Consider the following 15,429-nt stretch of genomic DNA (forward strand, 5'->3'; position numbering starts at 1 on the left):
AGGATGAATTATTTTTTTGATCTATTGCCGACGTTCTTGGAGCTTGCGATATACCGATTTTAAATCAACTTGATGGTGAGCTAAGGCCACCAAAGTATGATATAGCAAATCAGCCACTTCACCGGCGATCGCATCTGCTTCATCATCCTTAAAAGCCATTACCACCTCAGCAGTTTCTTCACCAATCTTTTTTAAAATTTTATTATCGCCACCTGCGAATAGTTTACAAGTGTAAGAACTTTCAGTAGGATTATCGCGGCGATCGCATATTATTTGAAACAATTGCGACAATGTATCACCTGGTGGTGCAGCAATTTTTCCTTCTATTTGGTGAAAACAACTGCGCTCTCCAGTATGGCAGGCAATATCTCCTAATTGTTCCACCCCAATGAGCAGCGCATCACTATCACAGTCATAACGGATACTTTGCACTTTTTGGATATGCCCAGAAGTCGCCCCCTTGTGCCACAATTCTTGCCGGGAACGGCTCCAAAACCAAGTTTCTTCAGTTTCTAAAGTCTTTTGTAACGACTCCTGATTCATCCACGCCATCATCAGGACAGTACCATCTAGATAGTCTTGGACAATTGCAGGAACCAGACCCCGTTCATCGTAGCGAATTTTATCAACCGGGATGGTGTAATGCAGCGATCGCGAATCGTTAGAAGACATACCAGCTAGTTTGCTCTCATGAGAATAATTTATGGATTCACGATACCATTCAGAATAGGCTAGATGGTATATTTTTTGGAATTAAGCCTCATCCATCTTGAGAACTGGAGTTTTGCCAGAAAAAATATTACTCTGAAGAAGTGGGTGTAGTAGAGAACAAAACGAGGATGCTTAAAGTAGACTGCGATCGTTGGAATCAAAGTAGCTATTGGTTGATTTTGCAGCCCATTCTTCTTTTGGTTTAAACCCGTATTCATAAATTCCTTTTAAACCCTCAACTTCGCTTATTGAACCAAACCGTTCCTCCCAACGTCGTAGGGCATTTTCCAGTAGCGGCTGATTGAGAGAGTACAGTTCGCTATTGTCTGCGCTGTTATGATAAGAAAAAGGATAAAAAAGCGTGTGATGCACAGAAAAGCAGAGATATGGCTCTCCGAATTCTGGACCACCACGAATCACCAACTCGCCAAGGAATCTCACCCAAGCTCGAATTGGCTGATGGGGAGATTTTTCAGTGCGGACAAAGACCAGCAGATCGACTTGCATCACTAGCTCTTCAATGGCAGCAGGATACTCGCGTATGGCTTTTAATACGTGTTCAATGTATTCTTCGTAAGAGCTTCCTGGTTGCCACTCAAGCACCACTCCCTTAATGTCTGATTCGCTGCTTGGGCTAAAGAAGACTTTCCAAACTCTTACTAGCTCGTCGAAAGCATCTATAGTTCCTATAGTGCTATCGATGTACCAAGCATTGACTAATTGAATAGAGAGGTTCGTAAAATCGAATGGTGGATCTATACACCAACTACCAGCACTTTTTTTACCCCCCCAAGTGTCATATAGAGGTGCGATTGGAGGTACTGTTTTGTCAATTGATTGATTTTGCATATTAATCTTTTCAAGATAAACCCCGTCTACCTTGAAAACCGTAGTTTTTTGGAATTAGGGTAAAGCTCAGAACTCATGCCATGACAGAATAATCCACTCTGCTTAAAAACTCTAGGTTTCAAAATGGACGGAGTTTAAATATCTAAAATCAAGTCTTCATTGGACTTGCTGCATAACATAATGTTATTTTTTTGGTTCCGTTAATTTTATAGGATAGAAATTCTAAGCAGTGTTTGACCCTATTCTAAGATATAGCGTTTTATTGCCCACTGTTAGGAGAGAACTTTGGTAAATACCACAATTAAAACAACAAAATCACAAGAAGTCTTCGCCGCTGCTCAAAATCTCATGCCCGGAGGAGTCAGTTCTCCAGTTCGTGCCTTTAAATCTGTGGGCGGACAACCCATCGTTTTTGATCGTGTTAAAGGCGCGTATATTTGGGATGTAGATGGCAATAAATACATAGACTATGTAGGCACATGGGGCCCAGCTATTTGTGGTCATGCTCATCCAGAAGTAATTGCAGCGTTGCATGAAGCTTTAGAAAAAGGCACCAGTTTCGGCGCTCCCTCAGTCCTAGAAAATGTTTTGGCAGAAATGGTCATTGATGCCGTTCCTAGCATCGAAATGGTCAGATTTGTCAACTCTGGAACTGAAGCCTGTATGGGAGTTTTGCGGCTGATGCGGGCTTTCACCAACCGGGAGAAAATCATCAAATTTGAAGGTTGCTACCACGGACACGCCGATGCGTTTCTAGTAAAGGCGGGTTCTGGTGTTGCTACACTTGGTTTGCCAGACTCACCGGGAGTACCTAAATTAGCAACTAGCACCACTCTAACTGCGCCTTTCAATGACCTAGAAGCAGTCAAAGCTTTATTTGAAGAAAACCGCGACGAGATTGCCGGTGTCATTCTTGAGCCAGTCGTCGGCAATGCTGGATTTATCGCACCTGATGCTGGCTTCCTAGAAGGGTTACGGGAACTAACTCACGAGTATGGAGCGTTGTTGGTATTTGACGAAGTGATGACAGGCTTCCGCATTGCTTACGGTGGCGCTCAAGAAAAATTTGGCGTCACTCCCGATTTAACAACCTTGGGTAAGGTGATTGGTGGTGGTTTGCCAGTAGGGGCTTATGGTGGTCGTCGAGATATTATGTCAATGGTTGCACCTGCCGGCCCCGTATATCAAGCTGGGACTCTTTCTGGTAATCCTTTAGCAATGACTGCTGGGATTAAGACTTTAGAATTGCTGCAAAAGCCAGGTACTTACGAGTCTCTTGAGCGGATTACTAAAAAGCTAGCAGATGGTTTGCTGCAATTGGCCAAAGAAACTGGTCATGCAGCTTGCGGTGGTCAAATCAGCGCCATGTTCGGCTTATTCTTTACCGCCGGCCCAGTTCATAACTACGAAGATGCGAAAAAGTCTGATACAGCCAAATTCGGACGTTTCCATCGCGGGATGCTAGAGCGCGGTGTTTACTTAGCACCCTCTCAATTTGAAGCTGGGTTTACATCTTTTGCTCACACAGAAGAAGACATTGAGCAGACTTTAGCAGTTGCACGGGATGTAATGTCTAGTCTGTAATACCAATTCTGTATGAAGATGCACAGAATATTAAACGAACCGCCAAGTACGCCAAGAGCGCCAAGAATAGAGAGTTACTCATTTAGTGCAGTTTCACATTAAATTGGTATAACCTGTTAAGAGTAAGGGATTTCCAAATAAAAATCATCCTGTTAACTCTTGTGGGGTAGGCATCTTGCCCCACAAAATGGATGATTTATAGGAAGTCCCTTTTTTGAGACAAAAACAAGCGTGCGGAATTTTCGGACTCACTCTAAAGCATTATTTGCAGAATTTTCAGCAGTTAATGGTGTTCAATCCTCTGACGCTGCTGGGGATAGAAGAAATTTTTTAACAGGTTTGCTCTCTACCGTCATTACTCAAGAAAGGTCACATCTTCGTCATCATTTCGCAATGGCTTTGTCAAGAGAATATGCAATATTTAGCCTACATTAAGATTCATAGTTAATGAGGCAGGATTATTAACAATTCAAAATTCAAAATTCAAGCATTTTAGACATTTTGCCTACGGCACGCTGTTTGCGTTCTAGACGGGGATTTAAACCCCGACTGAAACTGGCGCTACCTGTATTGTTGGGGTCTTAAACCGTTGGATATTACGATAAATTATAGGGGGCTAAGTCCCTGGCAACTAAGAAGTGTCAAGTTTTGTGGCTCTTGTCTGGATCTCCGTTGCAAAACTTAACTTAATTACAAATTATTTTACTTGCCTTTTGCAGTTCTCGAAATTCCCCCTCATACCCCATAGATTATAAAAATTAACGCGTAAGAAGTTTCTCACCTTGATGGTGAGGGTTTTGCTTATAGATATTAGATTATCCATCGGGTAAGGTATTTTTTCAGAGTCAGGGTTGGAGCTAACTTAAAAAAAGATACCAATCATAACTGTAGCTTGTATGGCAAGGCTTACAGAGTAGAAAAAGCTGCCATAAGTTATTTAAAAAAAAGATGGTTCGACCTTGAAGGAGCTATGAAGTGGACGACAATAAGTCATTTTTTGGTCTGCAAAAAATATTAGTTACGTTGCTTGTCTTGAGCGGGAGTGTGACTTGTAGCACGATGATGCTTATTAAGTCAAGCTCCTCTAATGCTCAAAGTACAGAGAATATAAATGTAAACAATCAACCAAGCAAAGTTGGAATTCAGCAGCAGATTGAAGAACTCAAAGCGACGATGCTTAGAAGTTGGCAGCAACAAGTACAAACAAAAGGTTTTTCATATACTGTGCCACTACGTTTTCAAGGGGCAGTAGTTGATGCGGCAAAATTGACTCCCAAACAGAAAGTAATTGCGCTCACCTTTGATGATGGGCCATGGCCTGAAAGTACCGGGGAAGTACTAGATATTCTCAAAAAAAATCAGATTAAAGGGACATTTTTTCTCATTGGGCAAAACGTGAAGAATTATCCAGGCTTAGTGAAGCGGGAGATTGCTGAGGGTCACGTAATTGGTAATCACACTTGGCATCATTGGTATCAATTCTTAAATCCACAAGCAGCTGCCTATGAAATTGACCACACAGCAGACTTGATTTATCAAGTGACAGGGATTAAAACAAATTTATTTCGACCACCAGGGGGAATTATGCACAATGGGGTAGCTAGTTACGCTAGAAATAGCAAATATGCCATCATTCGCTGGTCATCTGACTCTGTAGACTACTCACGTCCTGCTGTACCAAAATTAATTAATAATGTATTTAGGAAAGCCAAGCCAGGTGGAATTGTGCTAATGCATGATGGTGGTGGTAATCGCTCTAAAACTGTGCAAGCTTTACCAGAAATTATTGCCAACTTTCGGAAACAGGGCTATAAGTTTGTTACTATTCCTGAACTTTTAGAAATGCAAGATAAAGATCAAAAACTAACTGAAAACAAAAAAACCGTCCAAAACTAACATCTGAACGGAATTTTAACGTATTAATACTTTATGCCAATCTAGTTATGTTGCCAGTTGTGCTGATACCTTACAACTACAAGTCAGGAGGTAAAATCACCTGATCGATTGCGTGGATTACGCCGTTACTACCTGTGATGTCTGCCTGTGTCACTTTAGCATCATTGACAGTTACACCGGTAGCAGGATCGACTTTAACGTTGATTGTGCCGCCTTCAAGGCTTTTAACTTCGCCAGACTTTAAGTCAGCAGACAATACCTTACCAGCTACTACATGGTAAGTTAAAATCTTGAGCAATACTTCTTTGTTATCTGGCTTTAACAATTCTTGCAAAGCATCTGGTGGCAACTTAGCAAAAGCTGCATCAGTGGGTGCAAAAATAGTTAAGTTATCTTTGCCTTGCAAAGCTGCGCTTAATCCTGCTGCTTTCAAAGCCTTGGTCAAGGTGGTAAAGGAAGCGTTTGACTCTGCCAAAGCTAACAAGTTTTTGCCTTGATTGCTGCTTGCCCCTGGTTTTGGTGGAGTTGTGGTCGGTGTCTCAGTGGGTTGAGTACCTGGGGTCACTGGTGTAGGTTCACTAGGTGTAACACTGCCACCACCACGGTTATAGGGAGGCTCGTTGAAAATACTTGGTTTGGGATTTAGCGTTGCACCACTATTCTGTGCTACTGGTTTGCGTTTGGTATTGCCCTTTTCTATTTGGGAAACGGCTTCGGCAGGTGTATATTGAGTGTTTGCTTGAAGGCGTTGACCTTGGTTATGGGGAACTTCGTTGAAAATACTGGGGTTAGGATTTAGTACCTCTTTCGCATCAGATGGTAAAGTAATGAGGACGCTGAAACTAGTAAATCCTGCTATGCCTGCCAACGTGGTCAGCAATTTGCTGTAATTTGTCTTCATAAATTTTGTTTTTCTTTTTGTCCACACATTACATAAAGATTTATAACATTTTGCTATGCACAAAATCTAACTCAAGAGGGAAGTAAGATTTTTCTCTAGAAGAGCTTGTGCTAGTGAGGTAAGATATTTAACCTCGATTTGCGTTGATAAGTATGAAATATATCTACCATATATTTCATCTAAAGTGAGCAAATTTTCTATATCACACGAAAATTTAAAAATCCCACTCGGTGTAACATAAATTCTCAGAAAGTGTGAAACTCTTACCTCTACAAGTTATGAGTTACAATTAGGTCTGGAGAAAAATTATACTTAAAAGACAATTTATATACATAATTGTACGTAAATTAATAGTTGATTCATAAATCCTGAATTACATAGAGAAGAAGCCTATATTTCAGAATTAATCATTGATTATTCAGCAAAAGCACAGAAATTAATTACCGAAATCTTTTATAGCGGTTCTCGGTTGAGTGAGGTACAAGAACCCCACCCCCAACCCCCTCCCCCAACCCCCTCCCCGCAAGCGAGGAGGTGGCTAAAATGTACCTCATGTGATTAGGAAACGCTATAACGTAGCCTAACGCTGACAAAAATTGCAGTAACTGTTGAAGACCCACGAATGAGGGGTTGAGTTTATTTATATGCTGAATTAAATTACTTAATTATTTATTTGATATTCTAAGAAATCAGAAAAAAATATTTTTTTAAATTGATAATTTTGCCAAAAATCAGGCATCGGTTAAACCCTAATGTCAATTAAATAGACAGCTAACCAACTAATACCAATAAAAATTACTTAAACTAAAGATACAATTGTAAAGTTAATAAGTTGACCAGTTACAAGAGATAGAACACATGCTGGAATTATACCAATGGGAACTCTCTCAATACTCAGAGAAAGTGCGCCTAATTCTAGATTTTAAAGGACTAGATTACCGCAAAATAGAGGTTACGCCTGGGATTGGACAAGTGGAACTGTTCCGGCTGACTGGTCAAAGACAAGTGCCTGTATTAAAGGATCGTAATAAATATATTGCGGATTCTACGGAAATAGCTAAGTATTTAGACTTAGAATATCCCGATCGCCCCATAATACCGCAAGATTCTAAACAACGGGGTTTAACTTTATTAATAGAAGAATGGGCGGATGAGTCCATAGGCATCAAAGGTCGCAAAGCACTATTTGCAGCCGTAAGTCAAGATCAAAATTTCCGTAAGTCTTTATTACCCACCTCAACACCAGATATATTTAAAAGTCTGGTTCAAGGAGTACCTAGTGACTTACTGACAGTGTTGGGTTTTGGCGTAGGTTACAGTCCAGATGTGATACAGTCAGCGATCGCATCTTTAAAACAAGACTTGGAAGCCTTGACGTTATTATTGGCAGATAGTCCTTATTTAACAGGAGATGAGCCGACTTTAGCTGACTTAGCGGTGGCTGGATTATCGATATTACTCAAGTTCCCCTCTGGGCCCTATCTAGATTTACCAGCTTCTATCAGAGGTAAAGGATTGCCAATCTTTGCCGAGAATATAGATTATGAACCATTCTTCACCTGGCGCGATCGCCTTTACGCCCAATTCCGCAAACCTTTAATTAGTACCACTCCATCGACAGGAAGTTCGCCAACCTCAATTCAGATTGATTAGGGATTGGGGACTAATGACCAATGACTAATGACCAATGACAAATGACAAATGACTAATCAGATGAATTCGGCACAGCCATTAGGTTCGGTCATTCAAGGTTCTTTAACTGAAGGTTTAGAAGTCCGATTGCATCCTGACATTTCTGTAGAAGATATGCGGGTGGGTAAATTTCTTGTTGTGCAAGGGATGCGATCGCGTTTTTTTTGTATGCTGACAGATGTAGCATTGGGAGCTGCTAATGCCCGAATTATTGCTAATCCCCCCAATTGGGAAGACACTTTTTTACGAGATGTTTTAGCCGGAAGTGGTACTTACGGTACTATCAACCTCGCGCCGATGTTGATGTTCACTCCCGAAACTGAAGAATCTTTCTCCCCAACAAATGGCAAATCGGCCAATCCTTTCCTGCCATCGATGACGGGTTTGGCTTCGTTTGTGCCCCAAACCAGCACGACAATAGAATTGTTGCCTGTTAAAACTATTCCTAGTCACTTTAGTCAAGTTTACGAAGCAAGTGTTGAAGATTTTCGCCGGGTATTTGGTTGGGAAGATGACCCCCAAAGGCGCAACTTTTCCATCGGCAAACCTTTGGATATGGATGTGCCCGTATGTATCGATTTAAACCGCTTCGTAGAACGGAGTAATGGCGTTTTTGGGAAATCTGGTACTGGTAAATCTTTTCTAACACGGCTACTTTTAGCTGGCGTTATCCGTAAAAATGCGGCAGTAAATTTGATTTTTGATATGCATTCTGAGTATGGCTGGGAAGCCGTTGCAGAAGGCAAGAACGTCAATACGGTTAAAGGTTTAAAGCAACTTTTTCCTAGTAAGGTGGAAGTTTACACCCTCGACCCGGAATCGACAAAGCGTCGGGGTGTACGTGATGCCCAAGAACTTTATTTGAGCTATGAGCAAATAGAAGTTGAAGATATTAAGTTATGTAGCCGAGATTTAGGACTCTCTGACGCAGCCTTAGATAACGCCAATATTCTGTATAGCGAGTTTGGCAAGTCTTGGATTGTCCAGTTGTTGAATATGACTAACGAAGAAATCGAGATGTTCTGCGACGAGAAGCGCGGACACAAAGGCTCGATTATGGCATTGCAGCGCAAACTCTTGCGGATGGATAGCTTGAAGTATATGCGAGCAGTTTGCCCCCAGAATTATATTAGTAAAATTGTGCAATGCCTGGAATCTGGGAAGAATGTTGTGATAGAATTTGGTTCCCAGTCTAATATGCTCTCTTATATGTTGGTGACGAATATGATCACCCGACGTATCCACGAGCATTACGTCAAAAAAGCAGACAAATTTCTGCAAAGCAAAAATCCTTGCGATCGCCCCACGCCATTGATGATTACCATTGAAGAGGCGCACCGTTTCCTTGACCCGGCTATTGTCCAAAGTACTATCTTTGGGACTATTGCCCGCGAACTGCGAAAATATTTTGTCACACTTTTGGTAGTCGATCAACGCCCGTCTGGGATAGATAATGAAGTTATGTCGCAAATTGGGACTCGGATTACTGCTTTGCTGAATGATGAAAAAGATATTGACGCGATTTTTACAGGTGTATCTGGTGGTAGCGGACTGCGATCGGTGTTGGCAAAGCTAGACTCGAAACAACAAGCCTTAATATTGGGTCATGCCGTTCCCATGCCAGTAGTAGTACGTACCCGACCTTACGACGCAACTTTTTACGCAGAAATTGGTGAGCCAGCCTGGGAAGAAAAACCTGACGCAGAAGTATTCGCCGCTGCGGAACTAGCCAAAGCTGACTTGGGATTTTAGATTGTCATTGGTCATTGATCCTTTGTCCTTTGCAAATGACCAATACTTCTCTACGAACCCGAACAGCGTGTCGGAGACAGAAATTGCGCCAACGACTTACCTCGGCTCCAGCTCCATTAAGCAAAGTCGAGATGCTCGGCACGAGTCGCTCAGTACAAGTGACTAATGACTAATGACCAATGACAAATGACCAATTCGTGACATCCCTCCATTGTCACAGCAAATTAAGTTCGGTTATCCGGCTAGTTTTTGGCAACAGAAGAGGGGTTTTTGGCGTCACTATAGATATAGTCAGTAATTTCAAGGAAATTTAAAATTTTTTTCTATAACGGCTGCTTTTGAATTATAATGATAGGTTTTATCTTAAGATAGTTTACTATTTGCCTGATTTATCGTATCATAAGTTAAGTAGAACTCATACCGACTTCGGTTTTACCGCTCGGTGTTAGTAACTGTCCAAGAGAATAATTCTCAAAAATAACCAGCGTGCTTATAAAAGATTGAAAATTTAGGGAAGGTAGGGGAACCTATCATTGGGGGCTGACCGTCTTAACAACGGCTGTATCAATTAACTAATTGCTTTTGGTAGCTCCCGATATTTCGTGATAGATGTACTACTTTTTCCCATCCATTTTAGTAATAAAACATACATTATCTTTACGAAGTAGAGGACATCGCACCAATGCCTACTGTCAATACCCAAACGGAAAACCTCAACACCAAATTCACGGCTGATATGGTGCGAACCTATCTGCGAGAAATTGGTCGTGTACCACTGCTAACCCGCGAACAAGAAATTGTCTTTGGGAAGCAAGTGCAACAAATGATGACGCTCATCGACGCCAAGGAAGCTTTGGCGAAGAAGTTGCAACGCGAACCGGATATTTCAGAGTGGGCCGCTCACGTTCAACAATCGGAAACCGATGTGCAACAAACAGTGGCGCAAGGTAAGCGGGCAAAGCAAAAAATGATCGAAGCGAATTTACGCTTGGTTGTTGCTATTGCTAAAAAGTATCAAAAGCGAAATATGGAGTTTCTGGATTTAATCCAGGAAGGAACACTGGGATTAGAGCGGGGTGTGGAGAAATTTGACCCGATGAGGGGTTATAAGTTCTCGACTTATGCTTACTGGTGGATTCGCCAAGCAATTACTCGTGCGATCGCTCAACAAGGTCGAACTATTCGCTTACCGATTCACATTACCGAGAAACTGAACAAAATCAAAAAAGTACAGCGCGAGTTGGCTCAAACCTTGGGGCGATCGCCGACTCCAGCCGAAATTGCCAAAGCACTAGAACTAGAACCTGCTCAGATTCGCGAGTACCTGAATATGGCTCGTCAACCAGTTTCTTTGGATGTGCGAGTTGGTGAAAACCAGGATACTGAGTTGCAAGAAATGCTCGAAGATGATGGCCCATCACCAGAGTATTACACCAACCAGGAATTTTTACGCCAAGACTTGAACAATCTGCTAGCAGAACTAACCCCGCAACAGCGAGAAGTTGTAGCCCTACGCTTTGGTTTAGAAGATGGTAATGAAATGTCATTGGCGAAAGTCGGTGAGAGATTGAATCTCAGCCGCGAACGTGTCCGTCAGTTAGAGCATCAAGCTTTGGCTCATCTGCGTCGCCGTCGTGCCAATGTCAAAGAATACGTTGCTAGTTAAAACGAGAGACGCGAAATCTCGCGTCTCTACACCACCTTGGTGATGCGCCTCCTGAATTCAGGGGGCGATTTTTTTTTGCTTAAAACTAGGAAACGCAGTTAATCAGGTATTCGCTATCGGGATGAAATCCTAATTCGATACCTGCGCTATGCGTTTTTGAGGAACGAAGTTTGTTGAGTAACGTTTACGCGCCAACCTACGAATATTTTAACTGAGCAGTTAATCAGAAATAGGACTTACGCAAGAAACTTATTTCTCCGTGCCCTCTGTGTCCTCTGTGGTTCGATTTTCCACCTATGCGTAAGTCCTGAGAAATTTGGGAAGGTATCCGAAAAACTATAGATTCAGGATGTAGACATAAGTGTTAGTTTTTTGCTCATTGTGGTTTAGATCATCTAGAAAAACCTAACTCCTTTCCCGACGCGGAAAGGGGGAAAATTCAAAGTCTCTCCTCAAAGGAGAGAGATTTAGAGAGAGGTTTTTCAGATACCATGAAAAGTCAACTGTTATCAGTTCTGAAATAATTGAGGTAAATATCTTTAAGTATTCCAGAGATAATAACAGGGTAATAAGCTATGTCATTTTTCGATGTAACTAGCTATTTATTTTTTAAACCTACTTATTAGCAATTACTTTCTCTCAAAGAAAAGTTAATTATATTCATCTAACAATGTAGTATGAGTCAGAAAATAGTTCAAAACATTAAAAATTCTTTTCAGCCTAACCTTAGTAATTTAGCCAAACAATGGGCATTAACCTCTAGGATGCTCGTAAGTATTGTGGTTTTAGGTTACTTAGTTTTTATTCCATTTAAAGGAGTTGATAAAAACCGGAGATTAGAGACAACAGAAGTAGGACTTTTAACAATTATATTATTGTTAAACTCTTCAGTTCTTGAAAGAATAGAAAAATTTCAATTTGGTAGCAATGGAGTAGAATTTAACCTAGTACATAGTAAAATCAAAGCTAATATAGAGGCTAATCAAAAGGAATCAAAAGCTTTAGCCTTATTAGGAACTTTAATAGAAGATGATGAAAACCAAAGAAAGTTTTTTGACTCTTTGCTAGACGATGGAGAGCGAACAACTCTGGAAAACTTATTTAATGCTGAAAAAGATAAAAGACAGTTTCCATACAAAAAAGAACAATCCTGTGAGCAACGATTGAGACATTTACGAGTATTAGGCTTTATTGAATCTTTAACAAATTATCAAATTAACGAATTGCCTCCTCAAGGCAATTTAAGAGACTATTTTAAGCTTACTTGTACTGGAAAAATATCTCTGGCTTTAGGTTCTAGCAACATTGCTCCACAAGACATATTAAATCAATGTGGAAGTGACTGTCATTGCCACAAAATCTTGACTCAGATTATAGAAAAACAAGGTCAATCTGGGACAAAAATGAATAGCATTAATAATTAATACAAGTAGAAACCCTTGAGATTACAGATAAAACCCGCAGATGCGGGTTGCAAACCATTAATTTTTTGTATCCGTGGACGAAAGTAATGTGTAGCCGCGATTTCTAATCGCCAGAGCTACATCCGTTTTAAATCTTGTAAAACTGCGGTGGCTGATTGATAGCGATCGCTAAAATGATAGCAAACCATTTTGTCTAAAATTGCCGCTAATTCTTCACTTACTTGCACCGTTTGCCGCCACATCACATTCCCCGTTTCTGGATCTGGGTGGAATTCCTGCGGTAGTATCCCAGTTATGGCTTGAATAGCAATCATTCCTAAAGCATAAATGTCACTGCATAAGCGGGGATGACCGGCAAATTGTTCTGGAGGTGCATAACCCCGTGTCCCGATGGCTACTGTCGCTAATTCTGTTTGCTCACTACTCGGCGGTTGCATCAATTTGACAGCACCAAAGTCAATCAATACCAGCCGATTATCTTGAACACATCTAATAATATTAGTCGGTTTGAGATCGCGATGAATCACTCGATGTTGATGAACAAATTCTAGAACTTCTAAAACTTGTTTGAGCATTTCCATCACAAATAATTCGTTTTGCACATTTTGTACGGGTGGTAATTCTTCACTTAGGGTATGTCCCTCAATATATTGTTGGATTAAATAAAATTCTTGGTTATCTTCAAAATAAGCAAGTAGTTCAGGAATCTGATGATGTTTACCCAAAATTTCTAAAATTTCAGCTTCACTATGAAACAATCTGCGAGCGACTTGCAAAAATCGTGTATCTTGACGGGCTGGCATTAACTTTTTAACTACACAAGTAGGATTACCTGGTCGTTGAGTATCCTGTGCTAAATAAGTCCGACCAAATCCACCTGCACCAAGAGTTTTAGAAATTTTGTAGCGTCCACTCAAAAGCAAATCACCTGATTTTATTTCTGGTGAATCAATTGGGGGAGGAAAGTCAACAGACGAATCGGGAATTGCCGTTTTATCTTCTAAGAGTACATTTAATTGGGCGATCGCCTCTTGTTGTTTTTCAACTTGCAGAACAATCACCTGAGTTTGCTGTTGATTTTGGTAGCTAGTATAAGCGATCGCACAGATACTACTGATCGCCAAAGCAAGAGCAGGAGGGATTAACGGCACCCATCCAGCTTGTAAAAACAAAGCAATGCAGATTACTACTAAGCCAAATAGAGTTATCGTTTCCACCACTAGCAACAGCAGCGGATTTTGCCACCGCAATGCTAAAACACCACCTAATAGCGACCAGCCCCATACCCAAATAAGTTCTACCCAGTTTGGCCAATACCAAATCAAGGGTCGCCCATCCAACACTGTACTGATGAGTTGACTTGCTATCTGTGCATGAATCAATAGAGCAGGCATTCTGGCTGGTTGATCTGGCAAAGCGCTGTAGGGCGTATAAAAGCCACCTGGAGGGATATTAGCCGCTGTAGTGCCAATAATTACCAGACGGTCTTTGAATAAACTGGGGTTGACTTGCCCACTAAGAACATCTGTGAGGCTTACTTGGTCGGCGAGGCTATTGGGGTGACGGTAATTTAATAATATTTGATAGCCTTGTGTATCCAAATGTTGGTAGCCGGCAGAATTAGGTTGTAAACGCCCAAACAAGGTTTTACCTAATATAAAATCTCCTTTTTTAGTGAAATCGTATTCAATACCTTGTTTTTCTAGATAATTAATTGCAATTAATGCACCAAATGCAAATGATGTTGTACATTTCTTGTCTGTGGAGTTGGCAAATAATAAAGTACGGCGGAGACTTTGGTCGTTTTCATTGTCAGCGACCACATCGCTAAACCCGACATTATCTATAGGGGCATTCGGCGGCGGCGGAATTTCATCTCTACCCAAACTGCTGAACAAACAGGTAGTGACAATGTTATCTTTATTTTGGAGATTAGCCGCCAAATTATTGTCTTCCGGTCGGAAAAGATATAAACCAACAATTCGCGGTTGATAAGACTCTATTTTCTTTAATAGCTGATTGATTGTCCGATCTGATAGAGGCCATTTCTCGCGTTTGAGATCGTTATCAGTAATTTTTACTAGCAAAATCCGCCGATCGGGTGCTTCTGCTGGCCGCGATCGCAACATCTGGTCATAAACTCTTAACTCCCAAGGCTGTAACCATTTGAGTTCCCGAATTCCCCAGATAAAGGCGGTAACTCCGACACTGGTAACAAAAATAATTTGCAGCCAGCTTTTGCTCTTAGAAGTTTCACGGGAATCTTGAACTTTGACAAAAGGTACGCGGAGTTTTTCTAATAGTCCACTAATCACGGCGTTGCGGCGATAGCCTGAATTGGGTAGATGTTGTAGGCGCAGAAGTTAATTTTCGGAAGCTAGGTTAAAAGCTATTTAACCTAAGTTTGTATTAATGTAGCAATTTAGTTGCTATTTAGAGACTTTGACGTATTCCTACTTTTAAAGCAAACTTACGTCCAGCGTCAACCATAAAATCAGATAAGCACTAATCATCTGTTTGAGATGTTTGAACATCTTCAACAGGACTGGTAATTGGGAAAGAAATCGGATTAGTAGATGGAGTTAGTGAATCTAACTGAGGTTGTTCAAGTGATGCTTCAATGCTTGAATCATCGAAATAGGAGCCAACAATTTTATCATAGTTAGAAGCAACCGCTAAAAAAGCGCCACCCAAAATATAGATAGGTAATGGCAGATTAAATTCTTGCAACCAGTCAAACAGTTCCGCTAAGGCAAACAGCACCAAAAAACAGGCAAGCCAAACCTTCATATCCTTATCCCCTGAATTGAAACAATTCTATTACTAGCTTAAATAGCTTGCATAATAGTTGATGTAATACATAATCACCAACTTACAAGAATGCAGAGGGGCAGAGGGGCAGAGGAGCAGAGGGGCAGAGGGGCAGAGGAGAAAAATGATTTTCGGTACAAGCC

The 15,429-nt window shown here is 41.0% G+C and carries 11 protein-coding genes; 6 read left to right on the top strand and 5 right to left on the bottom strand.

Going from position 1 to position 15,429, the window contains the following annotated elements:
* Nucleotides 1-21: 21 nt before the first annotated feature.
* Both hisIE and V7K61_RS31345 read right to left on the bottom strand, forming a co-directional pair.
* Nucleotides 22-672, bottom strand: coding sequence for a bifunctional phosphoribosyl-AMP cyclohydrolase/phosphoribosyl-ATP diphosphatase HisIE (gene hisIE / locus V7K61_RS31340; RefSeq protein WP_335059672.1), 651 nt, complete (start codon nucleotides 670-672; stop codon nucleotides 22-24).
* A gap of 171 nt (nucleotides 673-843) precedes the next feature.
* Nucleotides 844-1,560, bottom strand: coding sequence for a hypothetical protein (locus V7K61_RS31345; protein ID WP_335059674.1), 717 nt, complete (start codon nucleotides 1,558-1,560; stop codon nucleotides 844-846).
* A gap of 285 nt (nucleotides 1,561-1,845) precedes the next feature.
* Here V7K61_RS31345 and hemL point away from each other — a divergent pair, with 285 nt between their 5' ends.
* Together hemL and V7K61_RS31355 are read left to right on the top strand one after the other, a co-directional pair.
* The gene (gene hemL / locus V7K61_RS31350) at nucleotides 1,846-3,144 is read left to right on the top strand and encodes a glutamate-1-semialdehyde 2,1-aminomutase (RefSeq protein WP_335059676.1); all 1,299 of its coding nucleotides are present in this window, start codon (nucleotides 1,846-1,848) and stop codon (nucleotides 3,142-3,144) included.
* Nucleotides 3,145-4,119: 975 nt separating this feature from the next.
* Nucleotides 4,120-5,040 (top strand): polysaccharide deacetylase family protein, encoded by a 921-nt coding sequence (locus V7K61_RS31355; protein ID WP_335059678.1) that lies wholly within the window; start codon nucleotides 4,120-4,122, stop codon nucleotides 5,038-5,040.
* Between the two features lie 76 nt (nucleotides 5,041-5,116).
* Here V7K61_RS31355 and V7K61_RS31360 read toward each other — a convergent pair whose 3' ends face one another.
* Entirely contained in the window at nucleotides 5,117-5,941 is an 825-nt protein-coding gene (locus V7K61_RS31360) for a fasciclin domain-containing protein (protein WP_335059680.1), read from the bottom strand.
* 858 nt (nucleotides 5,942-6,799) lie between these two features.
* Between V7K61_RS31360 and V7K61_RS31365 the strand changes: the two genes are divergently transcribed.
* From V7K61_RS31365 to V7K61_RS31380, 4 genes are all read left to right on the top strand, one after another.
* Entirely contained in the window at nucleotides 6,800-7,594 is a 795-nt protein-coding gene (locus V7K61_RS31365; RefSeq protein ID WP_335059682.1) for a glutathione S-transferase family protein, read from the top strand.
* A 60-nt stretch (nucleotides 7,595-7,654) separates the two neighbouring features.
* Nucleotides 7,655-9,385 carry an ATP-binding protein gene (locus V7K61_RS31370; RefSeq protein ID WP_335060104.1) on the top strand — a complete coding sequence of 577 codons (1,731 nt, stop codon included), beginning with the start codon at nucleotides 7,655-7,657 and terminating at the stop codon, nucleotides 9,383-9,385.
* A 682-nt stretch (nucleotides 9,386-10,067) separates the two neighbouring features.
* Entirely contained in the window at nucleotides 10,068-11,051 is a 984-nt protein-coding gene (locus V7K61_RS31375; protein ID WP_292741336.1) for an RNA polymerase sigma factor, RpoD/SigA family, read from the top strand.
* Between the two features lie 677 nt (nucleotides 11,052-11,728).
* A complete protein-coding gene (locus V7K61_RS31380; protein ID WP_335059683.1) occupies nucleotides 11,729-12,475 on the top strand; it encodes a hypothetical protein in 747 nt (248 codons plus the stop codon).
* 116 nt (nucleotides 12,476-12,591) lie between these two features.
* Here the strand turns inward: V7K61_RS31380 and V7K61_RS31385 are convergent, their stop codons facing one another.
* Nucleotides 12,592-14,790, bottom strand: a complete 2,199-nt coding sequence (locus tag V7K61_RS31385; RefSeq protein WP_335059685.1) for a CHASE2 domain-containing protein — start codon at nucleotides 14,788-14,790, stop codon at nucleotides 12,592-12,594.
* 190 nt (nucleotides 14,791-14,980) lie between these two features.
* On the bottom strand, nucleotides 14,981-15,265 hold the full coding sequence (locus tag V7K61_RS31390; RefSeq protein ID WP_335059687.1) for a hypothetical protein: 285 nt from the start codon (nucleotides 15,263-15,265) through the stop codon (nucleotides 14,981-14,983).
* Nucleotides 15,266-15,429 lie beyond the last annotated feature (164 nt).

The sequence above is a fragment of the Nostoc sp. genome (assembly GCF_036918015.1).
GTDB lineage: Bacteria > Cyanobacteriota > Cyanobacteriia > Cyanobacteriales > Nostocaceae > Nostoc.

Bases quoted from the DNA above. Each gene is read 5' to 3' on its own strand.
- hisIE (WP_335059672.1), bottom strand. From the start codon at position 672: ATGTCTTCTAACGATTCGCGATCGCTGCATTACACCATCCCGGTTGAT.
- V7K61_RS31345 (WP_335059674.1), bottom strand. From the start codon at position 1,560: ATGCAAAATCAATCAATTGACAAAACAGTACCTCCAATCGCACCTCTA.
- V7K61_RS31360 (WP_335059680.1), bottom strand. From the start codon at position 5,941: ATGAAGACAAATTACAGCAAATTGCTGACCACGTTGGCAGGCATAGCA.
- V7K61_RS31365 (WP_335059682.1), top strand. From the start codon at position 6,800: ATGCTGGAATTATACCAATGGGAACTCTCTCAATACTCAGAGAAAGTG.
- V7K61_RS31370 (WP_335060104.1), top strand. From the start codon at position 7,655: ATGAATTCGGCACAGCCATTAGGTTCGGTCATTCAAGGTTCTTTAACT.
- V7K61_RS31375 (WP_292741336.1), top strand. From the start codon at position 10,068: ATGCCTACTGTCAATACCCAAACGGAAAACCTCAACACCAAATTCACG.
- V7K61_RS31380 (WP_335059683.1), top strand. From the start codon at position 11,729: ATGAGTCAGAAAATAGTTCAAAACATTAAAAATTCTTTTCAGCCTAAC.
- V7K61_RS31390 (WP_335059687.1), bottom strand. From the start codon at position 15,265: ATGAAGGTTTGGCTTGCCTGTTTTTTGGTGCTGTTTGCCTTAGCGGAA.